At 60.7% G+C, this 21,769-nt stretch carries 19 protein-coding genes and 1 pseudogene; 10 read left to right on the plus strand and 10 right to left on the minus strand.

Translation table 11 applies throughout. The features are described 5' to 3' along the window. Window positions 1–123 precede the first annotated feature (123 nt). Together AC0ZT5_RS05570 and AC0ZT5_RS05575 are read left to right on the plus strand one after the other, a co-directional pair. Window positions 124–1,281: a mandelate racemase/muconate lactonizing enzyme family protein gene (locus AC0ZT5_RS05570; protein ID WP_488495591.1), complete on the plus strand. Its 1,158-nt coding sequence runs from the start codon at window positions 124–126 to the stop codon at window positions 1,279–1,281. Window positions 1,282–1,371: 90 nt separating this feature from the next. Then, complete coding sequence (locus tag AC0ZT5_RS05575; RefSeq protein ID WP_488495592.1) at window positions 1,372–2,268, plus strand: NAD-dependent epimerase/dehydratase family protein; 897 nt, start codon at window positions 1,372–1,374, stop codon at window positions 2,266–2,268. Window positions 2,269–2,331: 63 nt separating this feature from the next. On the opposite strand, the gene AC0ZT5_RS05580 is transcribed toward AC0ZT5_RS05575, so the two are convergent. From AC0ZT5_RS05580 to AC0ZT5_RS05590, 3 genes and pseudogenes are all read right to left on the minus strand, one after another. Continuing rightward, window positions 2,332–2,925: a DJ-1/PfpI family protein gene (locus AC0ZT5_RS05580; RefSeq protein ID WP_457154763.1), complete on the minus strand. Its 594-nt coding sequence runs from the start codon at window positions 2,923–2,925 to the stop codon at window positions 2,332–2,334. 72 nt (window positions 2,926–2,997) lie between these two features. Further along, window positions 2,998–3,564: pseudogene (locus tag AC0ZT5_RS05585) on the minus strand (substrate-binding domain-containing protein); the annotation flags it as partial. Between the two features lie 149 nt (window positions 3,565–3,713). Beyond that, window positions 3,714–4,412, minus strand: coding sequence for a GntR family transcriptional regulator (locus AC0ZT5_RS05590; RefSeq protein WP_488495593.1), 699 nt, complete (start codon window positions 4,410–4,412; stop codon window positions 3,714–3,716). 200 nt (window positions 4,413–4,612) lie between these two features. Here AC0ZT5_RS05590 and AC0ZT5_RS05595 point away from each other — a divergent pair, with 200 nt between their 5' ends. Genes AC0ZT5_RS05595 through AC0ZT5_RS05605 form a run of 3 tightly spaced genes read left to right on the plus strand, consistent with a single transcriptional unit; the run spans window position 4,613 to window position 8,169 of the window. Next, window positions 4,613–5,860: an iron-containing alcohol dehydrogenase gene (locus tag AC0ZT5_RS05595; protein WP_488495594.1), complete on the plus strand. Its 1,248-nt coding sequence runs from the start codon at window positions 4,613–4,615 to the stop codon at window positions 5,858–5,860. Continuing rightward, a complete protein-coding gene (locus AC0ZT5_RS05600; RefSeq protein ID WP_488495595.1) occupies window positions 5,857–7,344 on the plus strand; it encodes an NAD-dependent succinate-semialdehyde dehydrogenase in 1,488 nt (495 codons plus the stop codon). Before AC0ZT5_RS05595 ends, AC0ZT5_RS05600 begins: the two co-directional genes overlap by 4 nt. 9 nt (window positions 7,345–7,353) lie before the next feature. Then, complete coding sequence (locus tag AC0ZT5_RS05605; protein WP_488495596.1) at window positions 7,354–8,169, plus strand: alpha/beta hydrolase; 816 nt, start codon at window positions 7,354–7,356, stop codon at window positions 8,167–8,169. Window positions 8,170–8,205: 36 nt separating this feature from the next. Here AC0ZT5_RS05605 and AC0ZT5_RS05610 read toward each other — a convergent pair whose 3' ends face one another. After that, window positions 8,206–9,096 carry an NAD-dependent epimerase/dehydratase family protein gene (locus AC0ZT5_RS05610; protein WP_488495597.1) on the minus strand — a complete coding sequence of 297 codons (891 nt, stop codon included), beginning with the start codon at window positions 9,094–9,096 and terminating at the stop codon, window positions 8,206–8,208. A gap of 112 nt (window positions 9,097–9,208) precedes the next feature. Here AC0ZT5_RS05610 and AC0ZT5_RS05615 point away from each other — a divergent pair, with 112 nt between their 5' ends. Continuing rightward, window positions 9,209–10,024: a helix-turn-helix domain-containing protein gene (locus AC0ZT5_RS05615; RefSeq protein WP_488495598.1), complete on the plus strand. Its 816-nt coding sequence runs from the start codon at window positions 9,209–9,211 to the stop codon at window positions 10,022–10,024. 18 nt (window positions 10,025–10,042) lie between these two features. Here AC0ZT5_RS05615 and AC0ZT5_RS05620 read toward each other — a convergent pair whose 3' ends face one another. Further along, a complete protein-coding gene (locus AC0ZT5_RS05620; RefSeq protein WP_488495599.1) occupies window positions 10,043–10,744 on the minus strand; it encodes a GntR family transcriptional regulator in 702 nt (233 codons plus the stop codon). Window positions 10,745–10,812: 68 nt separating this feature from the next. Here AC0ZT5_RS05620 and AC0ZT5_RS05625 point away from each other — a divergent pair, with 68 nt between their 5' ends. Then, window positions 10,813–11,949, plus strand: a complete 1,137-nt coding sequence (locus tag AC0ZT5_RS05625; protein WP_488495600.1) for a mandelate racemase/muconate lactonizing enzyme family protein — start codon at window positions 10,813–10,815, stop codon at window positions 11,947–11,949. Between the two features lie 164 nt (window positions 11,950–12,113). On the opposite strand, the gene AC0ZT5_RS05630 is transcribed toward AC0ZT5_RS05625, so the two are convergent. The 5 genes from AC0ZT5_RS05630 to AC0ZT5_RS05650 form a co-directional block, all read right to left on the minus strand. Further along, window positions 12,114–13,256: an IS30 family transposase gene (locus AC0ZT5_RS05630; protein WP_488495601.1), complete on the minus strand. Its 1,143-nt coding sequence runs from the start codon at window positions 13,254–13,256 to the stop codon at window positions 12,114–12,116. Window positions 13,257–13,559: 303 nt separating this feature from the next. Continuing rightward, entirely contained in the window at window positions 13,560–14,756 is a 1,197-nt protein-coding gene (locus AC0ZT5_RS05635) for a mandelate racemase/muconate lactonizing enzyme family protein (RefSeq protein ID WP_488495602.1), read from the minus strand. A 38-nt stretch (window positions 14,757–14,794) separates the two neighbouring features. Further along, window positions 14,795–16,153, minus strand: a complete 1,359-nt coding sequence (locus AC0ZT5_RS05640; protein ID WP_488495603.1) for a mandelate racemase/muconate lactonizing enzyme family protein — start codon at window positions 16,151–16,153, stop codon at window positions 14,795–14,797. Between the two features lie 64 nt (window positions 16,154–16,217). Next, window positions 16,218–17,384 carry a mandelate racemase/muconate lactonizing enzyme family protein gene (locus AC0ZT5_RS05645; RefSeq protein ID WP_488495604.1) on the minus strand — a complete coding sequence of 389 codons (1,167 nt, stop codon included), beginning with the start codon at window positions 17,382–17,384 and terminating at the stop codon, window positions 16,218–16,220. A 54-nt stretch (window positions 17,385–17,438) separates the two neighbouring features. Beyond that, complete coding sequence (locus AC0ZT5_RS05650) at window positions 17,439–18,149, minus strand: GntR family transcriptional regulator (RefSeq protein WP_477227464.1); 711 nt, start codon at window positions 18,147–18,149, stop codon at window positions 17,439–17,441. A 214-nt stretch (window positions 18,150–18,363) separates the two neighbouring features. On the opposite strand from AC0ZT5_RS05650, the gene AC0ZT5_RS05655 reads away from it, so the two are divergent. The 3 genes from AC0ZT5_RS05655 to AC0ZT5_RS05665 all read left to right on the plus strand — a co-directional run bounded on the left by AC0ZT5_RS05655 (window position 18,364) and on the right by AC0ZT5_RS05665 (window position 21,768). After that, complete coding sequence (locus AC0ZT5_RS05655) at window positions 18,364–19,842, plus strand: ABC transporter substrate-binding protein (RefSeq protein ID WP_477288125.1); 1,479 nt, start codon at window positions 18,364–18,366, stop codon at window positions 19,840–19,842. A gap of 79 nt (window positions 19,843–19,921) precedes the next feature. Further along, a complete protein-coding gene (locus AC0ZT5_RS05660) occupies window positions 19,922–20,881 on the plus strand; it encodes a carbohydrate ABC transporter permease (protein WP_488495605.1) in 960 nt (319 codons plus the stop codon). Continuing rightward, a complete protein-coding gene (locus tag AC0ZT5_RS05665; protein ID WP_488495606.1) occupies window positions 20,878–21,768 on the plus strand; it encodes a carbohydrate ABC transporter permease in 891 nt (296 codons plus the stop codon). The genes AC0ZT5_RS05660 and AC0ZT5_RS05665 overlap by 4 nt, the downstream gene beginning before the upstream one ends. Window position 21,769: the final 1 nt, after the last annotated feature.

A 21,769-nucleotide genomic window follows, 5' to 3' on the forward strand; every position in this document is an offset into this window, starting at 1 on the left:
AAAACGGTCGGAAAAGGGGGTTTACGTTTCATCTTCTCTTCTTATATGCTCATCGGACAAGTTGAGGCCTTACCCGCAAGGTGAGTGCACAGGTATGGGTGAGCCACCTCGGGAGGAGCTTCGATGAAGATCGTGGACATCAAGACGGCGGTCGTCGCCTATCACGGCAAGGCGACCCTGATCCGTATCGATACCGACGCCGGTATCTCCGGCTATGGCGAGGCAAATCCCGACGCGGGCGCGGCCGCGATCGTCGGACTTATTTCGGAATTGAAGTCGGAACTCATTGGCCAGGATCCCCGCAACGTCGAATATTGCTGGGACAAGATCCGTCGCGACCATGTCTTTTCCGGTGCGCAGGCCGGCGTCTTTCTCATCGCGCTGACCGGGCTTGAAATGGCGCTGTGGGACGTGGCGGCGAAGGCGGCGGGGCAGCCGCTCTATCGCATGTTCGGCGGCAAGTTCCGCGACCGGATAAGGCTTTATGCCGATTGCGGCCACGGCGATGACGAAGCGGGATCGCCGCAGGGGTGCGAAACGCGCGCCCGCCGCATGGTGGCCGAGGGCTTCACGGCGGTGAAATTCGACATCGACAACGTGCGTCATCCGGCAAAGTTCGATGCGGTGAACCACACCATCAACGGCGCCGAGCTCCGCTCAATGATGGAGCGCGTTGCGGCGGTGCGCGACGCGATCGGTCCCGACGTAGACCTCTGCATCGACCTGCACGCGCGCTATGACGTACTCAGCGCCAGCCGCATAGCGTCGGAGATGGAGCGGTTCAACCTTCTGTGGCTGGAAGAGCCAATTCCGGCTGAGAACGTCGAGGCCCTGAAACAGATCCGCATGCGAACCAAGACGCCAATCTGCGTCGGCGAAAATCTCTACCTGCGCTGGGGTTTCCGGGAGCTGTTCCAGAATTACGGCGCCGACGTCATCATGCCCGACGTGCCTAAATGCGGCGGCCTTGCCGAAAGCCGCAAGATCGCGAACCTCGCTGAAATGTATTATGTGCCCTTCGCACCGCATCTTGTGTCGACACCGCTGGGCACGATGGCGACATGCCATGTGTGCGCGAGCGTGCCGAACTTCCTCGTGCTGGAGTGGCATGCTCTCGAAGAGCGGGAAGCGTGGGATAGCTATGTGCGCCTGCCCGGTGGCGCCAAGTCGATCGTCGAGGATGGCCACATCGCCATACCCGACACGCCCGGCATCGGTGTCGAGCTCAACATGGACGGCGTGCACAAATACGCCGTGCCTGGCTACGGCGTCTTTGAATAGGCGCTGACCGGACAACATGCGGCTAAGGCGGAAGTGCGTTTTGGCCACGTTTCTGCCGCTCGACGAAATGAGGTCCGTTGGGAGGAAACCATGGGCAAGCGGATCGTTTTCACCGGTGGCAGCGGCAAGATCGGCCGCCACGTCATACCCTACCTGCTCGAACGTGGGCATCAGGTTCTGAACCTCGACCTGACGCCTCTCGATGTACCTGGAGTGGACACTGTCATCACCAACCTTGCGGATGCCGGCGAGACCTACAATGCGCTGACGCTGCATTTCGGGTTCAAGGAATATTTCGGCGGAAAGGGCCGCGGCCCGGTCGACGCTGTGGTCCATTTCGCGGCGATCCCGCGGATATTACTGCGGCCGGACAACGCCATGTTCGCCGCCAATGTGCAGTCGACCTACAATGTGATCGAGGCCGCCACCAAACTCGGCATCCGCAAGGTCGTTACAGCTTCCAGCGAAACGGTCTATGGCGTGTGCTTTGCCGAAGGCGAACGCGACTTCACATCGTTTCCGGTGGAAGAGGACTACGACACCGATCCGACCGACAGCTATGGCCTATCAAAAGTCCTGGGCGAGAAGATCGCGCGCTCCTTCGCTTCCCGAACGGGAAGCGATATCTACGCACTGAGGATCGGCGGCGTTGTCGAACCACAGGACTACGCCCGATTTCCGGAATTCCTGGCGGAGCCCTCAAAGCGGCGGCGCGACGGCTGGACCTATATGGACGCGCGCGATCTGGGCCAGATCGTGCATTTGTGCATCGAGAAGGACGGTTTGGGGTTCCAGGTATTCAACGCCGTCAACGACAACATCGTCGCGGACACGCCAACGGCGGAGTTTCTCAAGAAGCATGCGCCCGGCACGCCGATTACGCGCTCCATGGGCGTGTTCGAGGGGCCAATCTCAAATCGAAAGCTGCGCGAGGTCCTGGGGTTCAAGCAGGAACATGATTGGCGAACGCGCCCGGCGGGTTCATGACGGCCCACGACGTGGCCCATCGAGGGAACCGACGCATCCCCTGAGGAATGCGTCGGGCCAGGCTCACGTGTGGCGTATTTCCGTTCCCAGCACCTTCAGGCATTCGCGAATGAAGGCCGCCAGCGCCGTCCAACCTTTGGCCGAAACCATCGTCCCATCCACATAGGCATCGGTCGGAGACAGATCGATGTAGGTGCCGCCAGCAAGCGTCACCTCCGGCTCGCAAGCCCCTAGCGCGCCGACCTTCTTGCCACGGACGACGCCGTCCACTGCGACCAGGATCTGGACGCCGTGGCAGATCGTAAATATCGGTTTTTTCGCCTCGTGGAAGTGCCGCACCATCGCCTGCACGCGCTTGTCGGTGCGGATGTATTCCGGTCCGCGCCCGCCGGCGCAGTAGACCGCATGATACTGATCAAGCTGCTTCTCGGCCTCGGAGAAAGTCTTGTTGATCAGTGCGTTGTGACCGGGTTTTTCTGTGTAGGTCTGGTCGCCTTCGAAGTCGTGCAGCGAGGTTTTGATCAAGTCGCCGGCGTTTTTGTCGGGGCAGACGACATGGACAGTGTGGCCGACGGCCTCCATCGCCTGCTGGTAGACGAAGATTTCATATTCCTCGGTGAACTCACCTGTCAGCATCAGGATTTTCTTGCCTGGCATGGCTCTTTCCTCTCGGTTTTGTGATGGGCAAGGCGCACCTCGCGTCTTGCCCCTAAGGGATCGAAATGGGGATCAGAAAGGGGAGTCGGGGAAGTAGTATTCCTTGGCGTTGGCCTGGGTGATCAGCGGTGCGTCAAGCTTGACCGTGCCGCGGACCGGCGCCTGGCCAATCAGATTGGCGACGGTCATGCAGATTGCCGTCTTGATCATCGACGGCGGGCTTGGCGTTTCGACCGGCGTCATTGCATCGCCGTCGATCACTTTCTTGACGATATCCTTCATGCCGTTGCCGCCGAGCGCCAGCTTGATGTCCGTCCGCCCCGACTGCTTCACGGCCTCCAGCACGCCGAGCAGCATGTCGTCATCATTGGCCCAGACCGCGTCGATATGCGGATACTTGGCCAGGTAGTCCTGCATGAGCTTGAAGGCTTCATCGCTGTTCCAATGGGCATATTGAATGTCGAGCACCTTCAGGCCGGTGCCCTTGATCGTATCCTCGAAGCCCTTGATGCGCTCGTCGTCGATGACCGTCGGAATTCCGCGCAGCACGATGAGATCACCCTTGCCGCCCAGCTTGTCGATCATGAACTTCGCTGTGTTGGTGCCCACCGCGATATTGTCGCCGGCGAGGTAGAAGATATCCAGCGTCACATCAGACAGTACCGTGACCGGGCCGTATTTCCTTGAAAGGCCTTCGGCGCGCAGCACGGGCTCAGCTGGCCGTTCAGGCCGCGCCGGCAAGGTGCTGGTATCTGTCTCAAATCGCATGGCAAGGGACATCGCAACGGCTACTCGAACGCCGGCAGGAGACGGTCCCGCGAATTCTCGATGTGCACACGCATCGCCTTTTCGGCGGCGTCCGGGTCACCCGCGGAAAAGGCGGCGAGAATTGCCTCGTGCTCGTCGAGCGCATCTTCGGTCACTCGCGAGTGGTACATCAGGCGGAAGATGTGGAAATGGGTATGCTGGTGATTCAGGGTCTCGCGAATGAGCTCGTTCTGAGCGAACTCCACAATCTTGTCGTGGAAGATCGCATCCTGGCGGGCGAAGTTCGAATAGCGCAGGCGTTCATCCTTCCCCTCACGCCGGGCCATGACGCCAGCCGCCTCCTGCAGCACGGCTAGACGCTCGTCATCGAGCGTTGCGGTGGCTTTAGCTGCCGCGGCGGGCTCGAGCAGAAGACGCAGTTCATAGAGCTCGTCAAAGCGGCGGCGGGTGATCTGCGGTGCGGCCCGAAAGCCGATCAGGTGGGTCTTGACCACCAGCCCCTCGCCTTCCAACCGGCCAAGCGCTTCGCGAATGGGAGTATGCGAGACGTTGAATTCCTTGACGAGATTATCGACGGTGATGCGCGATCCCGGAGCAATCCGCAGCGACATCAATTGCCCGAAGATCGCCTCGTACACGTCGCCAGCCAGGCTGTTGGCGCGCTGAATGCGGCCGCTCAGGCGGGCTTCATTCTCAACCGTCAGGTCGGGGTTCTGCATGGTTTTACCTCTTGACAGGAGCACCCACTAACATGATGCTTCGGCCAATTCAATACTATATCCTATACGATTTTATAGGGGATATCCATGAAACCAACTCAAGGCGCCGCGAGAGCAAATCTCGCGCACCCAGGCATCGTCCCCGGGTTCGGGGCGTCCGGCAGGCGCGCTTCTCATCCTCTCTTCGAAGGATGCTGTCCATGACGTTGTTCGCAGCCGTGCGCCTGCCGCGCGAGATCCTGTTCGGCAAAGGCCAGCGCCATGTGCTGCCTGCCGTTGCCGCCAGGTATGGACGGCGTGCGTTCGTCTGCACTGATGAGCGTTTCGCCACGACAACGGAGTTCGCCGAGATTCTTGCCGGCCTGCGCGCCGCCGCGGTGGAGACGCTGGTCTACGACCGAACGCTGCCGGATGTTCCCCGCGATAGCGTCGCCGCCTGCATTGCGGAGGCGATGGACTACAAGCCGGACATGGTCATCGGGATCGGCGGCGGCAGCTGCCTCGACATGGCAAAATGCGCCGCACTTTTGCTCAGCCACGGCGGCAGGCTTCAGGACTACTATGGTGAGTTCAAGGTGCCAGGCCCTACTCTTCCCGTGATCGCTGTGCCGACAACGGCTGGCACCGGCTCGGAGGTGACCCCCGTCGCCGTGATATCAGATCCGGAGCGAACGCTGAAAGTCGGCATCTCGAGCCCTCATCTTATCGCCGCGGTGGCACTCTGCGACCCGGATCTGACGGCCACGTGCCCGCCTTCCCTGACGGCGATCGCCGGTGCCGACGCACTGACGCATGCAATCGAAGCTTTCACAGCGGCCAAGCGCGGCACCGATCCGAATTTGCCGCAACAGCATGTCTTCGTCGGCAAGAGCGCCCTGACCGACCATTTCGCGCTTCTGGCCATCAGATTGCTGGGCCGCAGTCTGGAAAGGGCATATCGCGACGGATCGGACGAAGATGCGCGCGCCGACGTCATGATGGGAGCGCTGGCAGCAGGTTGCGCCTTCGGCACAGCTGGAACGGCTGCCGCTCATGCGGCGCAGTATCCCGTCGGTGCACTCACCCACACGCCGCATGGGCTCGGCGTCGCCACCATGATGCCTTATGTGATGACATACAATCTTGCGGCAGCAGCTCCGGAGATTGCTGAAGTCGGCGCCGCACTCGGCCTGTCCGATCGGAACAGCAGCGGACCTGATGCACTGGCGCATGCCACCATAGGAGAGGTGAGCCGGCTGTTCGGTGCCATCGGCATCACGCCGACATTGGCTGAACTTGGTCTTCCCGAGGACAGGATCGACTGGACGGCCGAGCAGGCGCTCGGCATCGACCGGCTGATCAAGAACAATCCCCGCCCCTTCGACCTCACCGCGATGCGACGGCTGATCAGAGCCGCTTACGACGGCGACATGTCTGCAGCCACGATGCAACAGGAGCTGGTCCAATGAACATTTCCGCAGACATATTCGACGAGGATGAAAGTATGTCCGACTACGCCACGTTTTCGCACGGCCTCTACATTGGTGGCCGCTGGCAGCCCTCGTCGGATCGCCGTGTGATCGAAGTGATCGACCCATCGACCGAGGCGGTGATCGCGGCGGTTCCCGACGCCACGCTCGCCGATGCTGCCCTCGCCGTCGACGCGGCTGCGGAGGCAGCGGTCGGTTGGCGCGAAACCCCGCCACGCAGGCGTTCGGAAATCCTGCGGCGTTGCTTCGAACTGATGACCGAACGGGCAGAGACGTTGGCTGCGCTGATCTCTTTGGAAAACGGCAAGGCGCTGCGCGATGCGCGCGGCGAAGTCGCCTACGCGGCGGAATTTTTTCGCTGGAACGCCGAGGAGGCGGTCCGCATCAGCGGCGAGTTCGGCCTCGCCCCCTCGGGCGCGAACCGGATCGTCGTCGACTATCAGCCCATCGGCATTTGCGTGCTCATCACGCCATGGAATTTCCCCGCCGCCATGGCGACGCGCAAGATCGCGCCGGCGCTCGCGGCAGGCTGCACGGTGATCCTGAAGCCCGCCAGCGAGACGCCGCTGACGGCCTACGCGCTTGCAGCCCTCTATGAGGAAGCCGGCGTGCCGCCTGGCGTCGTCAACGTCCTGACGACCTCGAGCCCAGGGCCAGTGACGGCCGCCATGCTTGCCGACCCAAGAGTGCGAAAACTGTCATTCACCGGCTCGACCGGCATCGGCCGCGTGCTGTTGGCCGAAGCCGCAAAACACGTCATCTCCTGTTCGATGGAACTTGGCGGCAATGCACCGTTCGTTGTGTTCGACGATGCCGACCTGGAGGCAGCGCTCGACGGTGCGATGGTTGCCAAGATGCGCAATGCCGGCGAAGCCTGCACGGCCGCCAACCGGTTTTACGTCCAGGCCGGCATCCATGATGCCTTCGCCGATGGATTGCGCAAACGCATGGCAGCCCTCCAAGTAGGCCCCGGCACAGACTCGGAAACCGAATGCGGCCCGATGATTACCAGGAAGGCCGTGGAGAAGATCGATCGGCTCGTCCAGGACGCAGTTGCCCGTGGCGCCAAGGTTCTGTGCGGAGGGACGATCACCGAAGGCAAGGGCTACTTCTACCCGCCGACAGTGCTTCGCGACGTGCCCCCTGACGCCGTCATGGCCCATGAGGAGATATTCGGTCCGGTGGCTCCGCTTCTGCGCTTCGACAGCGAGGCGGAAGTGATCGCAAAGGCCAACGACACCGAATACGGTCTCGCCGCCTACATCTATACGCGCGACCTGGCCAGGGGAATGCGTGTGGCATCGAAGATCGAGTCGGGCATGATCGCCCTGAACCGCGGCCTGATGTCGGATCCTGCGGCGCCCTTTGGCGGGGTCAAGCAGAGCGGACTGGGCCGCGAAGGTGGGCAGAAGCACGGCGTTGCCGAGTTCATGGAGGCGAAGTACATCGCCGTGACCATCTGAGCAGATACGATGCAAAAAGATCCGTTCCGCATTCGTGATCACGTGGCCGAGTTCGACACCATCGTCGCCGAGATTGTTCGCCGCAGCACACAAAGCAGGGCGAACATACCCATGGTCGCAGAAGTAGCCTATGGATCTGATGCAACTGAAACCGTTGATCTGTTCTTCCCGAAAGGCAAACGCGAGCACCGGCCGGTGCACATGTTCATCCATGGTGGCTACTGGAGGATGTTCTCCAAACGCGACTATTCCTATGTCGCCGAGACCATTACCTCTGCAGGTGCGATCGCGGTCATTGTCGACTACGCCCTCATGCCCGCCGTTAGAATGGCGGCGATCGTGGACCAGGTACGCCGCGCCAGACAGTGGATAGGCTCCCACATCGCGGACTATGGGGGCGATCCCGGCCGGCTGACCGTTAGCGGTCATTCAGCCGGAGCGCATCTGGCAACGATGCTTTTTGACGACGATAGCCGGCCATCCGGCATCAGAGCCGCACTGCTGCTTGGCGGCCTCTACGACCTGAAACCATTGCAGACGTCATTCCTTGCCAGCGAGATTGCGATCACAGACGAAGAGGTCCGCCGGTTCTCGCCAATCAGCAAAATCTGCGATCCGTCGGTGGCCGTCGAAATCTCGGTCGGAGCCGAGGAAACGCCCCCCTTCCACAGCCAGGCCGCAATCTATGCGGACCACCTGGAGCAACAAGGACTGGATGTTTCACGCACGACCCTTGCAGCGGCCAACCACATGAGCAGCGTCCGCGACCTTGGCGTGGCTGGCACCGATGCCGCGTCACTGCTGGCCCGCCTCGTGGCAGCCTGAAACGGGTCAGCCATGCCAGCCATCATCCGCATGCAACTAGATATGTTCGCGAAGGGTGTCGGCAATCATGACATCGATACTTTGCGCCGACACTCCGAGGATTGCCTCGGAATCGGAGGAGTCGACTAGCAGCGGACTTTCGAAGAGGTAGCTCATTTCCACGAGTTCGTGCATCCCCAACGCGTCCATCTGGGCATGCGAGTAGGTGCTGACTTCGGGAAGTTTTTTTCCCAGCATCGCCGAGGTCTTCCGCATGATGTCCCGGGGCGAAGCATGCTGGGACGGAACGTGAAATGCACGGCCCCATTCTCCAGCATAGGATGAGGCGGCTACAAGTGTTCTGGCCACGTCCTTGGTGAAGGTCCAGGCATGATCCGCATCAAGATTGCCCAGGAAGGTAACGGGTTTCGCCTCCAACAGAGAAGGCAATGCCAAAATCGAGAAGTAGGTGACTGCGCCATATCCAAGGTAATCGCTGGAACGAACCTCAATGGCGGGAACACCGGCGCCAAGGGCTCGCTGCCACATTATGGTTCGCACGGTGCCCTTGCGCGAGGTGGGATCAAGCGGCAGATCGGGGCGAAGCTGGCCCTTGGCATTTGCGCCGTATCCATAGAGATTTCCCAGAACGATCAGTTTTGCGCCGGCCATCTCGGCTGCGTGCGTGACCCCATCCATGATCGGGAAAAAATCAGTCGGCCAACGGTCATAGGCAGCCATGGCGCACATGAAAATGGCGTCCGCGCCCCGGCTAATCCGCGCAAGCGCGTCGGCGTCCGTGGCATCTGCCTGGACCGCGCGCACGTGCTTCAGATCAATGGAGCCGACACCGCGGCTTGTGAGAACAACGTCATGTCCGGCTTCTCCAAGCAGGCGAGCGGTTTCGAGCCCCACCGGACCGGCGCCCACAACAACATAGGTACTCATGTCAAATCCCTTCCAACATTGCGATACCGTCAACGTTAGCGAGGCAACGCATTGAAAATCGCGCGGCATTCGCCAAATGTTCAGCATGTTTCGCCAATCGTTGAGGCCGCCCATGCATCCGCAGTTTGCTTCGTCTGCGGCCAACGCCGTTACCATCGCGGCATTGCAGGTTGAGGCCGGCAGGTTCCAATTGCCCCAAGCCCATCGGCACCGCGTCTTCGTCCACGCAAGCCCAGCGACGCGTTCCTATTGCAGCCAGGTTGGGAAGTATTTCGTACGGCGCGCCGGCGATATCGATCTCGTGCCCGCGGGAGAAGAAGGAGGATTTGAAGCCGAGACGCGGTTCAACACCATTGAACTCAGCCTCTCACCAGCTCTGATGGAGAACGTCGCATCGGAACTGGGTTCGGGGAGCCTTCGACGGCTTGAGACGCGTCACCTTCTCCGTGACGAACGGATTGAGCATCTCGCGCGCGCGCTCGAGAACGATTTCCGCTCAGGCACACCGAGCGGATCGCTGTTCGCGGACAGCATCGGCGTTGCGCTGGCGGTTCGCCTGCTGGGTCTTGATGAAAAGGAGACAGAGCGAGCGAGCCGTTTGTCCGAGATCCAACTAAAGCGTGTAGTCGACTTCATCGAAGCCCAAATCCAAACCCCGCTGTTCCTGGAAACATTGAGCAGGGTCGCTGGGGTCAGCAATTCACACCTCAGAACCTGGTTCAAAGCCGCGACGGGACTGACCGTTCATCGCTATGTGCTTCGTCGCCGGGTCGAAAGGGCGCGTTTGTTCCTGTTGGCAAGCGACTTGAGCATCAGCGAGGTGGCGCATCTGACGGGCTTCGCTCACCAATCCCACCTTTCCCATTGGATGCGGCGCGAGATCGGCGAAACGCCTCGCGGCATCAAGCGGTCGCGCTCCGTCGCCTGACGCGTCAGAGTCCTGAGCCTAGTAACCGTAGTAAAGCCCCAGGCCCCGCTGCAGGGCCGACGCCAGATGCGCCTGCATCGCCGCTGCTGCCGCCTCCGGGTCACGTGCCTTGCATGCCTGGATGACCTGCATGTGCTCGCGCAAGGATTGCAGCACGAGTGGCACGGTGACTTTTCTGTCCAGCCGGATCAGCCGAACATAGTTGTGCAGCCGTTTGTAAGAACTTTCGATCAATGGATTGTTCAGGCTGGCAATGACGGAGTGATGCAGCAAGGTCTCGAGTTCCTCGAGGTCGGCTCTGACTTGGTCGGTCAGCCCAGTGCGTTCGATCTCTTCGATGGTCGCCAGATGTCGTCGTTCCAGTTCCGCCAATTCCGCCTCTTCGGCGGTTTGCGCGTAAACACCTGTCGCTGCCCGTTCCAGAATGCTGCGAAACTGATAGGTCGATCTGGTCAATTCGAATCCGGGCTTCACGAACTGGATGCCCGACCGCGAGTGGATGATGACGATCCCCTCCGCCTCGAGCAGCTTGAGTGCATCGCGCAGCGGCGCAACCGGGATCTGGAGCATTTTGACGAGATCGCCTTGCGACAGAAAGGCCCCTGCGGGGATCTTTCGCTCAAACAGCGTTTCGAGAATTCGCGTGTAGGCACGATCGCCAAGGCGTTGGCCCGCTGCCGCCCCGTCGTTTCCGTCGGGCTTCCTTGCGCGCTCAGCCACTTGCTTCACCTCGCTGAATCTGAAATATCTAAACAACATTCTGGCATATCAGATATAGAGACTTTAATATGCGCATCGCAGAATACCGCATCACTCGTTATCAATTCGCTCGTGACCGTATCATAGGTGACAGTCAGGTGCGCATCGATGCGGTTCATGTAGCCGCGCTCGAGCTCGTTGGCGAGGACGGCCAAATCGGACTGGGCTTTGTGCAGAGCTTGTTTCACCCTTTACCCGCCCAGGCGGAGATCGTCCGCGTTTTTGAGGAAGAGGTCTGGCCCGGTCTTGTCGGACAGCCGCCGCTGGCGCTCGTGCACCGGGTCCAGCGGCCCCGCGGCGGCAACCGGCGCCTCTTCGGCTTGCCTTTCGAAGAAGCCCTTCAGGTTGCCTTGTGGGATCTGAGCGCCAAGCAGGCCGGCCTGCCGTTGCACAGCCTGCTGGGAAGCCGCCGCAAGCGCGTGAGAGCCTATGCCTCGGGTCTCGATTTCCACCTTGGCGACGACGAGTTCCAAGCGTTTTTTGCCCATGCCGACGCCCTCGGGTACCGCGCGTTCAAGATCAAGGTGGGGCACCCCGATTTCGACCGCGACTTGTCCCGGCTGGAGCTGTTGAGAAAGACGGTGCGGCCGGGCGCATCGATCATGATCGATGCAAACGAGGCTTGGGGCGCAAAGGAAGCATCGGTAAAAATCCATAAAATTCATAACCTTGGCTATGAACTCCTATGGGTTGAGGATCCGATTCTGCGCCATGACTTCGAAGGCCTTCGGATGCTCAAGGCGGCAACCCCCCAAACCATGATCAATTCAGGCGAATATCTCGATGCCGCCGGCAAGCGCCTGTTGATGCAGGCCGGGGCGACCGACATGCTCAATGTTCATGGACAGGTGACCGACGTGATGCGCATCGGCTGGCTGGCGGCGGAACTCGGCATCCCGGTGACCCTCGGCAATACGTTTCTTGAAATCGGGGTGCACATGGCCTGCGCCCTGCCCGAAGTCGAGTGGCTCGAATATTCCTTCCAGAATCTGAACCACCTTGTCGATGAGCCTATGGCAATCGTCGATGGATGGATTCAGGCCCCCGAGCGCCCCGGCCATGGCCTTGTCCTCTCCGAAGGGGCCCGCAGGCAATGGGCGCAGCCAGACGTGCTGCCGCACGATCAACTCGACAGGCCGCCTGTCGACGCGCGAACCGCGGTGTAACCATGACCCCTGCTCCGAAATGGCCTGACCTGTCGGTAGATGGTGCTAACGCTGTTGTGATGTTTCAGATTATGTGATTAATATCTCAGATAGAAGGTCGGCGACGTTACAAAAACCGGCGTGGATTCCTATGAGTCCATAGCTGACCAGATTGGGCGGCGGGTTCAACCGATCGCTGCAACACACTCAGCGAACTTCTCCGCTGGGGTCTGATAGAGCAAGGTCTTTCTGGGGCGTTCGTTGAGCTGCCGCGCGATGGCGCTGAGCTTTGCCTGGCTGTGCAGGGATAGATCGGTGCCACGTGGCAGATATTGGCGCAGTAGTCGGTTGGTGTTTTCATTCGAGCCGCGCTGCCAGGGCGATCGAGGATCGCAGAAGTAGACCTCGACGTCCGTGGCCAGCGTCAGCCGCTGGTGGTCAGCAAGCTCTTTGCCTCGGTCCCACGTCAGCGATTGATAGAGCTCTCCGGGCAATTTCTGCGACTGCTTGATTAGGGCTGAGACGACGCTTTCGGTATCTTTATTGGCGACCTTGATCAGCATCACATAGCGCGAGTGACGCTCGACCAGCGTCGCCACGTAGCTGTTCTTGGACCCGCCGATGAGGTCGCCCTCCCAGTGGCCGGGAACTGCTCGATCTTCGACGGTGGCGGGCCGTTCGCTGATGGAGATTGCATCCTTGATCTGGCCCAGCCCACTCCGCTTCATGCTGGCGTGCCGGGAACGGCGGATCGTGCGCCTGGCTCTAAGATGCTCCAGCAGTTCCTTTTTCAGCACTCCGCGTGCCTGAATGAACAGGCTGCGATAGATCGTTTCGTGCGACACCTGATTATGCGGCTCCCCCGGGTAGGTGCGCTTGAGCCAGCCGGCAATCTGCTCTGGCGACCATTTCCGCTGCAGCTTGACCGATACTGTCCGGGCTAGGGACGGACAGCAAGCCAGCTTGCACAGCTTGGGGCGCAGGGCCCGATCCCAAGCGGCGTGATCGGAACGTGCTGCTCTATACCGATCAGGCCCGCCATTGCGAAGGACCTCACGACTGATCGTGGACGGCGATCGACCCAGTGTGTGGGCGATCGAACGCAAAGAGCACCGCGTACTGAGCCCTCGGCCCAGACTGAGCGCCTTGGGCGCCCGTCGCCGCTCGGCTGGTCGAATGCCGCCGGCTGGGGAGATCACCGAGAACACCGATGATGACGCCCGATCAAACCGCCGCCCAATCGACTTCATCAACTCGCCAGCCTGCCATCGATCCCAGATCTCCGATCGCTGGGCGGCTGAATAATAGATGCGACGTCGCTGCTTCATGGCCCACACTCCATCTTTGATGAAAGACTAGTGTGTTGCCCTCACCGATTGAGCCCACCGCCCCAAAAAGGACACCGGGCGTCAGGACGATTTTCCCCGGCTCGATGGCACATTGATTGACGGTACTGACGAGGCAAATGGTAAGCCTCGTGCGGCAGCGATAGTTGATGTCCTGATCAAGGGACTATGACGAGTATGTCAGCGGCTTCGGAAGGCGTTGCGGCCACACAAGGCGCGGTCTCGCCCAATCGGGCAGATCGGCGCCACCGGTCTCACGGACGTCAGGGTGGCGAAAAAGGTGGTTCAGTCGAAGAACCCGGCGTCCTCTTCCAGCAGATACTTCTTGGCGGCCTTGGCGTCGATGTCGAGACCAAGCCCGGGGGCTTCGAGCAGATCAATCATCGAATCCTTCACAATCTGCTTAGGCAGGCCGATGACGATGTCGTTCCACCAAGGGTCGGAGGCGCTCGGGTATTCGAAGGCGATGTAGTTGGCGGGCAAGGTGGCGCAGACATTGATCAGCGCGCCGAGGCCGAGGAGGCCATTCGCGGTGCCGTGCGGCGCCATCAGGATCGAGTGCATATAGGCGTGCTCGGCGACCCATTTGAGCTCGGCGATGCCACCGATGTCGGCGGGATCCGGGCCGATGACGCGCACTGCCTGCGTCTCGATCAGTTCCTTGAAGTTGTGACGCAGGTAGATCTGCTCTCCCGTATGGATGGGGATGGAGGTGGATGTCGTGAGTTCGCGGTAGGCCTGCGGATTGACCCACGGCACGTAGTCGCCCGTCAGCATGTCCTCGAGCCACATGAGATTGTATTTTTCCACCGCCTGCGCGAAGCGGATGGCGTCGGGCAGGAACCAGCCGGGGCCGCAATCCAACGCGAGCGAAACCTTGTCGCCGAGCACTTCTTTCATGGCGATGACGCAGTCGATCATATGCGCCATGCCGCGCTCGCTGATCTGCCCCTGGTCCATCGCGCCGTGATAGGTCGGCGGCTGCCGGACACCGTAATGGAAGTCGGGTACGCTCGTCTTCATGTTGGAGTGAAAGCTGATCCCCTGCTTCACCATGAAGAAGCTTTGCGGTTGCTCCATCATCCATTTGACATCCGCCGCATAGTCCTCGGGCCTGTCGCCGGTCCTTTTTTTGCGGATGGAGCCGTTATAGACCCGCACCTTGTCGCGGACCTTGCCGCCGAGCAATTTGTAGACCGGAACTCCTGCCGCCTTGCCGGCAATGTCCCACAAGGCATGCTCGATGGCGGAGACGGCGGCGCCATAGGGCTTGAACGAGCCGCGCTGGCGGATCTTCAGCATGCAGCGCTCGACGTCGGTTGGGTCCTCGCCGATCAGCGCGTCGCGAAAATGCAGCACCCAGGGCTTGAGATAAGGCTTGGTGTACTCAACCTCGCCGAGGCCATAAAGACCTTCGTCGGTGACGATGCGGACGATGGGATGTTTGCCGATGACGGCGCACCGTAGATCGGTGATCTTCATGCTTTCCCTTTCCTACACTGCCTCAAAACGTGAGGCGGTCAGCTCCAGGTCCGGTCCCAGGAATATTCGTCGTCCCAGTGGTCGGTCGGCTGCCAGATGCCTTTGACACCGTCCTGCAGGTGTCGGCTGATGACTTCATCGACCACGTCGTCGATGCCCAGGCCCGGCTTGTCGGGCACTGTAATGAACCCGTCCTTGACCAGCGGCTTGGGCAAGCCGGTGACGATGTCGTCCCACCAGTCCACTTCCACGCTGTGATATTCGAGCGCCATGAAGTTTTCCGTGGCCACCGCGACATGCGCGGCGGCCATAGCCGCGATAGGGCTTTCCGCCATGTGAATGGCCATGGCAACGCCATGGTCCAGCGCCGCGTCGCCGATCTTCTTCGTCTCGAGGATGCCGCCGGTGGTAAGCAAGTCCGGATGGATGACCGAAATGCCTGAGTTGAGCAGCGGCTCGAAGCCTTCCTTGAGGTAAATGTCCTCACCCGTGCAGATCGGCACGGACGTTGCCTCCTGCAACCGCCGATACTGGTCGGTGTACTGCCAGGGGATCACGTCTTCGAGCCAGGCTGGTGCGTATTTCTCGATCCGCCGGGCGAGACGGATGCCGTCCTGCAGCGAGACGTGGCCGACATGGTCGATGGCGAGCGGAATCTCATACCCGATCACCTCGCGGACCTCGTGGATATATTGATCGAGCAGGTCGATGCCCTTTTCGGTGAAGTGGAGGCCGGTGAAGGGATGCGGCACGTTCTGCGCGTCGTAAGCGGCATTACGCGCCCGGCGCTCGTCCAGCGTGCCTGCTCGCCCGCGGCCGGCATGCGTGCGGAAACCGTCGAGCACGCCGGCCGGCGCGACGACCGCGCCTGGGATGTGGGAGATCTGGGCCAGCCCGAGGTCCATCTTGAGGAAGGTGAAACCGAGGTCCATCCGCGCCTTGAGCCGCTTTCCGGTCTCGGTGCCACTGGGCCTCTCCGCGTCGGTGTCGCAATAGACACGCACCTTGTCGCGGAACCGTCCTCCGAGCATCTGATAGATCGGCACGCCATAGGCCTTGCCGGCGAGGTCCCAGAGGGCGATCTCGATTGCCGAGACACCACCACCCTGCCGCCCATGACCGCCAAATTGCTTGATGCGCCGGAACAGTCGATCGATGTCGCAAGGGTTCTCGCCAAGCAACCGGCTCTTCAGCATCAGCGCATAGGTGGCGCTGGCACCGTCGCGCACCTCGCCAAGGCCGACAATGCCCTGGTTGGTATAGATCTTGATAAGCGCGGAGGTGAATGGCGCGCCGACGATTTCGGCGACGCGCAGGTCGGTGATGCGCAGGTCGCTGGGCCTGGAATTCGTGTTCACCCGACTGAGCGCCCCGTCGGCTCCACCTGTCTTTGGCATGACTTATCCTCATTCTGGTCGGCGGGGTTTGTCGAAAGCACGCCGGGGCGGCATTGAGCGTTGCTTAGCCCAGCTCGATTTCGTTGGCCTGCAGGTAGTCGCGGTTCATCTCAACGCCGAGACCAGGCTTCGACGTCAGCTTGAGGCTGCCGTTCGAAACGTCGAGCGGTCTGTCGATCAGGTGATCGTATTTGCCCAGGTTCCACTCCGACGTTTCGAGTTTGTAGAAGTTAGGCACCGTCATCATCACCTGCGCTCCCGCAACCACGTTGATCGGCCCGGCGGCGTCATGCGGCGAGACCGGAATGTAGTAGGCCTCGCACAGGGCGGAAATCTTCTTCAGTTCGGTAATCCCGCCGGTCCAGGTGACGTCCGGCATGATGTAGTCAGCGAGCTTGTTCTCGAGCACCGGCACGAAGTCCCACTTCGTGTGGCCGCGCTCGCCCCACGAGATAGCGGCACTGACCTTCTCGCGCACCTGCTTGAGGGCGTTGAGGCTCTCTGGCGGGCAAGGCTCCTCAAACCAGTCGATCTGGCCGGCTTCCTCGAGGCTACGGCACAGGCGAATGGCGGTGGGAACGTCGAAGCGGCCATGCGCATCGATCAGGATGTCGACATCGGGGCCTGCCGTTTCGCGGATCAGCGCCGTGAGTTCGGCCGCTTCGCGCTCATCCTTGCGGGTCATGCTGCCATCGAGGTAGCCGTTCCGCTGTTCGCGCGACAGGCCGTCCGCGGTGCGACCTTGGTGGGGGAAAGGGTCGAACTTGAGCCCGGTGTGTCCGGACTCGACTATGTCTCGAATTTCGCGGACCACGGCCTCCTTGCTGGTAAATTTGGCCTGGTTGGGATGGGTGTAGAGCGCGATTTCATTGCGTACGGGTCCACCCAGCAATTCGTAAATCGGCTTGCCAAGGACTTTGCCCCGGATGTCCCAGAGGGCTATGTCGATGGCGCTCACGCATTCGACGGCGGCGCCGCGACTGCCCATATAGGTGAAGCTGCGGAAAATCTTGTGCCACAGGTGCTCGATGCGCGCCGGATCCTCGCCGGTCACGGCGATGCCGATCTGCCGCAGGATCGTGCAGAGAGCGCGGTTGGCGAGCCTGGTGGTGGTTGTGATCTCTCCCCAGCCGCTCACCCCCTCATCGGTCGTCACTTCGACGAACAGATACTCTCCCCAATATGAAGCATCGGACTTGATCAGCCACGGCCGAACGCTCGTGATTTTCATCTCTCAACTACCTTTATCTGATTGTCAGGCTAACGATGTTCCAGATTGGAGAGGCTATCCGGCCCGAGCGGCGTTGCGCGCACGCATCTGTTCGAGAACATGCCGGCCGGAACCCTCGACATGGCGGGAAATGAGGTCGGCGGCCTTGTCTGCCTCTCCCGCCTTCACGAGTGCGATGAGTTCGCGATGCTCGCGAAGGATTGCGGCGCGCCGTGCGAGCGTGAAATTGAATCGCCGGCTCACGGCCCGCAGCACCTCGCGATGCTTCCACCAAAGCTCGGCGGCATGGCGGTTATAGTGCCGCTGGTACATCACGGTGTGAAAGGCGGTATCCAGTTCACTGTGCCTGAACGTGTCGGCAAAGTTGTTCTCTTCAATCAGGCCTTGGATGCGTTCGAGTTCGGCAATGTCTTCGACGGTCGCCATATTCACAAACCATCGCGTCAGGGCTGGCTCGATCAGGACTCCGATCTCGTAGATATCGCGGACAAAATCCTGATCTATGGGCCGGACGCGCGCCCCGCGGTTGGCGACAAAGGTGACGAAGCCCTCCCCGCGCAACAGCTGCAGAGCCTCGCGCACGGGGTTGGTCGAGGTGCCGTGACGCCGGGCGAGATCGGTCACCACAAGCCGCTCGTTGGCGGCAAGTCGCCCCTCGATGATGTCTTCCCTGATCAGTTCATAAAGCGAGGCGCCCTCGCTGGAGGCCCCGATGGGATCAATCCCCGCGGGTGGCTCTGCTTTAAAATCGCTTGTTTCGGCCAAGGCCGGCTCCCCAATTCAATACACACTTTAATCGATATCACGCACAGTTTCCATAAACAATGTACGATTTATCGCGTTGACAGACAATCCATGATCTGAAAACGTACAAAGTGCTCGAAGGGATACACAGAACAGGACGACGTTCCGCGATCGAACGAGCATGGACCGCTTGCCTCGAAGCAAAGCGGCGTGGGAGAGAACCTGGAGGATACCTATGACGAGGATTACACTCGGTGGTGCCGTCCTGCGCGGCACCGTCTCCACTGCTTTAGTGGTATCGCTGTCCGCGTCGGCGCTGGGTGCGCCGCCGGTCGATTTGAGCAAGTGGTCGCCGGAATATGTGCGTTCCATTGCGGGCACGCAGGATTTTGATACGGCGGCCGATTGCGGCAAAGTCACCCCCCTCGACTACAAGGGGCGACTGACTTTCTGGTATCAGGGCGTGTTCGAGGGCGATCCCGACCTCCTGCGCCAGTACTACAAGGACTTCTTCGAGACCTTCCGCAAGACCTATCCAAACATCCAGCTCGAGGAACAAGCCCTCACCTACAACGACCTTCTCGACAAGTTCCGCACCGCGCTCCTGGGCAATGCCGCGCCGATGGCGGTCCGCCTGCAAATCCTGGGTGGTACCGAGTTCGCCGCAAAGGGATATCTGCAGCCGCTCAAGCCCGAGGATGTGGGGTATTCGACCGAGGATTTCTGGCCCGGCGCCATGAAGGCGGTGACCTGGGACGGAGTGACCTACGGTATTCCGACCAACAACGAGACGATGGCGTTCATCTGGAACGCCGACATCTTCAAGCGTGCGGGCCTCGATCCGGACAAGGCTCCAGCGACCTGGGATGACGTGGTCAAGTATTCCAAGCAGATCCACGACAAGCTCGGCATTTCCGGCTATGGCCTCGTGGCTCGCAAGAATGCCGGCAACACGCCATACCGCTTCATGCCGCAACTGTGGGCCTATGGCGGCGGCGTCTTCGACGAAGCCACCGCAAACCCGACCTACAAGGAGGTCGAACTCAATAGTCCCCAGAGCAAGGCGGCGCTGCAAGCCTCGTACGATATGTATGTTCGCGACAAGTCGGTTCCGGTGTCGGCACTCACCAACCAGCAGGCCGATAACCAGCCGCTGTTCCTCGCCGGCCAACTCGGCATGATGGTCTCGCACCCGTCCGACTACAACGTCATGCTAGACCTGCAGAAAAAGGCGACGGGCACCGACAAGGACAAGGCGCAGACCGTCATCGACAACATGCGCTACGGGCTGATTCCGACTGGCCCAGACGGCAAGCGCGCCGTTGTATTCGGCGGCTCGAACATTCACATCCTGAAGCCCGAATATGTCGAGGGCGGCAAGGTGGACGAGCCGGCTGCAAAGGCCATCATCTGCATGTGGACGAGCCCTGAATGGTCGCTGAAGATGGCCTACGCCGGCTCGAACCCGGGCAACCTCAACGGCTTCAAGACCAAATGGATGAAGGAACGTCTGGACAGCATCAAGTTCCTCGATGTCACGACGTCGATGCTGCCATACGGCATCCCGTTTCCAGCGCTGCCGCAGTCTCCCGAGATCATGAACATCATCGTCCCGGACATGCTGCAGAATGCCCTGACCGGAGCGATGACCGTCGACCAGGCAGCGGACGACGCGGCCGAAAAGGTGAAGAGCCTAGTAGAGGGCAAGCTCTAGTTTGAACCTGACTTACGATCCGACCGGCCGCACCGACGGTGCAGCCGGTTCGTTCCGAGGAAAATAAGGGCGCGCCACAGTGACGATCGTGACCGGTAAGGCCGAGGCTCGCCGAAGATTGCAATCCGGTTGGTCCGGCGTGTTCTGGAAGATATGGGAGCATCGCGCCGACTACGCGTACGTGCTCCCGGCGATCGCCGTGATGCTCATCGTCATCGCCTATCCGATCTATTACACAATCGAGCTGTCGTTTTTTAAGACGCCGCCTGGCCTACAGCTGCGCGACAAGATCTACGTCGGCTTCGACAACTACACGAACATCCTCACCAGTCCGGTGTTCTGGAAAGTCACCTGGAACACGATGATCTGGACACTGGCCTCAACTTTCATCTCCTTTGTCCTGGGGTTTGGCTCCGCGCTGGCGCTCCACCGCGACTTTATCGGCCGCGGCGTCCTGCGCGCTATCCTGATCATTCCCTGGGTTATCAGCGCCGTCGCCGCCTCCTACATCTGGAAGTGGATCTACCATTCGGACTTCGGGGTCATCGGTGCGGTGCTGGTCGGTCTCGGATTGGCCGACCGGCCGCCGAATTTCATCGACAACGTCAGCACGGTGCTTCCCTCCCTGATCGTCGTCAATATCTGGCGCGAGTTTCCGTTTGCCATGATCATGATGATGGCTGGCCTGCAGACGGTCCCCGAACAGCTGCTGAGCGCCGCAAAAGTCGACGGGGCCAGTGCGTGGCAGCGCTTCTGGCACGTCACCTTCCCGCATCTGAGCAGCGTCTCGACGGTAACCATCCTGCTGCTCGCAGTGGCCAACTTCAATTCCTTCATCATCCCCTGGATCATGACCGGCGGCGGGCCGTCCAACGCATCGCATATCTGGATCACCCATATTTATGAGCTCGCCTTCGGACGCCAGCTCTGGGGCGTGGCATCGGCCTATTCGGTGCTCCTGTTCCTCATCCTGATGACGCTGGGCTATTTCTATGTCCGTGCGCTAAGCGGCAACGAACGCAAAGAGGGGAGCGCATGAGCACGATTGCCGAGACAGCCCCTCGGGGTCAGACCCGTCGCCGCATACGCGTTGACGGATGGCGGTGGGGCGGGCGCATCTTCCTTGTGTTCATGCTGCTTTACACCGCGTTGCCGATGATCTGGATGCTGCTCACCTCGATCAAGTCCGGCTTCGCGGCGATGCAATTCCCGCCGCAATGGTGGCCAGACGAGCCTACCCTCGCCAGCTACCAGAAGCTGCTCGATCCGCAGAACAGCGTCGGCCAGGACTTCCTCCGCTTCTTCTGGAACAGCCTTTTCGTGTCGACCGTCACGACGATCCTTTCGGTGATCGTGGCTGTCCCGGCGGCCTACGCCTTCTCGCGCTTCCGTTTCCCTGGCCGGAACTTCCTGTTCTTCGCCGTGCTGCTGCGCAACATGTTCCCGGCGGTGATCTTTCTCGTGCCGCTGTTCATATTGATGCGCATGCTCGGGCTGGTGAACACGCATGGCTCGCTGATCCTCACCTATCTCACTTTCGGCCTGCCGCTGGCGATCTGGCTGCTCAAGGGCTTCTACGACAACATCCCGGTGCAGCTCGAGCAGGCGGCGCGCATCGACGGGGCAACGCGGTTCCAGGCCTTCATCCTGATCGTGATGCCGCTTTCGACGCCCGGAATCATCGCCACGGCGATCTATTCCTTCATCGGCGCGTGGAACGAGTACATCTACGCCTACACCTTCCTCTCCAAGAACGAGCAGTTGACCCTGCCGGTCGGCATCCAGCGCTTCTTCTCGGAAAACACGACGGACTTTCCGGGCCTGATGGCGGCCAGCTTTATGATGAGCGTGCCCGTCGTCGTGTTGTTCCTCGTCCTGCAGCGATACTTCGTACGCGCCCTTACAGAAGGCGCGGTCAAACACTAAG

The organism is Mesorhizobium sp. CNPSo 4670, assembly GCF_057784235.1.

Coding starts and splice junctions, on each gene's coding strand:
- AC0ZT5_RS05635 (WP_488495602.1), bottom strand. CDS start 14,756: ATGAAGATCACCGATCTACGGTGCGCCGTCATCGGCAAACATCCCATC.
- AC0ZT5_RS05615 (WP_488495598.1), top strand. CDS start 9,209: ATGCATCCGCAGTTTGCTTCGTCTGCGGCCAACGCCGTTACCATCGCG.
- AC0ZT5_RS05605 (WP_488495596.1), top strand. CDS start 7,354: ATGCAAAAAGATCCGTTCCGCATTCGTGATCACGTGGCCGAGTTCGAC.
- AC0ZT5_RS05655 (WP_477288125.1), top strand. CDS start 18,364: ATGACGAGGATTACACTCGGTGGTGCCGTCCTGCGCGGCACCGTCTCC.
- AC0ZT5_RS05640 (WP_488495603.1), bottom strand. CDS start 16,153: ATGCCAAAGACAGGTGGAGCCGACGGGGCGCTCAGTCGGGTGAACACG.
- AC0ZT5_RS05630 (WP_488495601.1), bottom strand. CDS start 13,256: ATGAAGCAGCGACGTCGCATCTATTATTCAGCCGCCCAGCGATCGGAG.
- AC0ZT5_RS05600 (WP_488495595.1), top strand. CDS start 5,857: ATGAACATTTCCGCAGACATATTCGACGAGGATGAAAGTATGTCCGAC.
- AC0ZT5_RS05575 (WP_488495592.1), top strand. CDS start 1,372: ATGGGCAAGCGGATCGTTTTCACCGGTGGCAGCGGCAAGATCGGCCGC.
- AC0ZT5_RS05610 (WP_488495597.1), bottom strand. CDS start 9,096: ATGAGTACCTATGTTGTTGTGGGCGCCGGTCCGGTGGGGCTCGAAACC.
- AC0ZT5_RS05570 (WP_488495591.1), top strand. CDS start 124: ATGAAGATCGTGGACATCAAGACGGCGGTCGTCGCCTATCACGGCAAG.
- AC0ZT5_RS05590 (WP_488495593.1), bottom strand. CDS start 4,412: ATGCAGAACCCCGACCTGACGGTTGAGAATGAAGCCCGCCTGAGCGGC.
- AC0ZT5_RS05580 (WP_457154763.1), bottom strand. CDS start 2,925: ATGCCAGGCAAGAAAATCCTGATGCTGACAGGTGAGTTCACCGAGGAA.
- AC0ZT5_RS05595 (WP_488495594.1), top strand. CDS start 4,613: ATGACGTTGTTCGCAGCCGTGCGCCTGCCGCGCGAGATCCTGTTCGGC.
- AC0ZT5_RS05645 (WP_488495604.1), bottom strand. CDS start 17,384: ATGAAAATCACGAGCGTTCGGCCGTGGCTGATCAAGTCCGATGCTTCA.
- AC0ZT5_RS05625 (WP_488495600.1), top strand. CDS start 10,813: ATGCGCATCGCAGAATACCGCATCACTCGTTATCAATTCGCTCGTGAC.
- AC0ZT5_RS05665 (WP_488495606.1), top strand. CDS start 20,878: ATGAGCACGATTGCCGAGACAGCCCCTCGGGGTCAGACCCGTCGCCGC.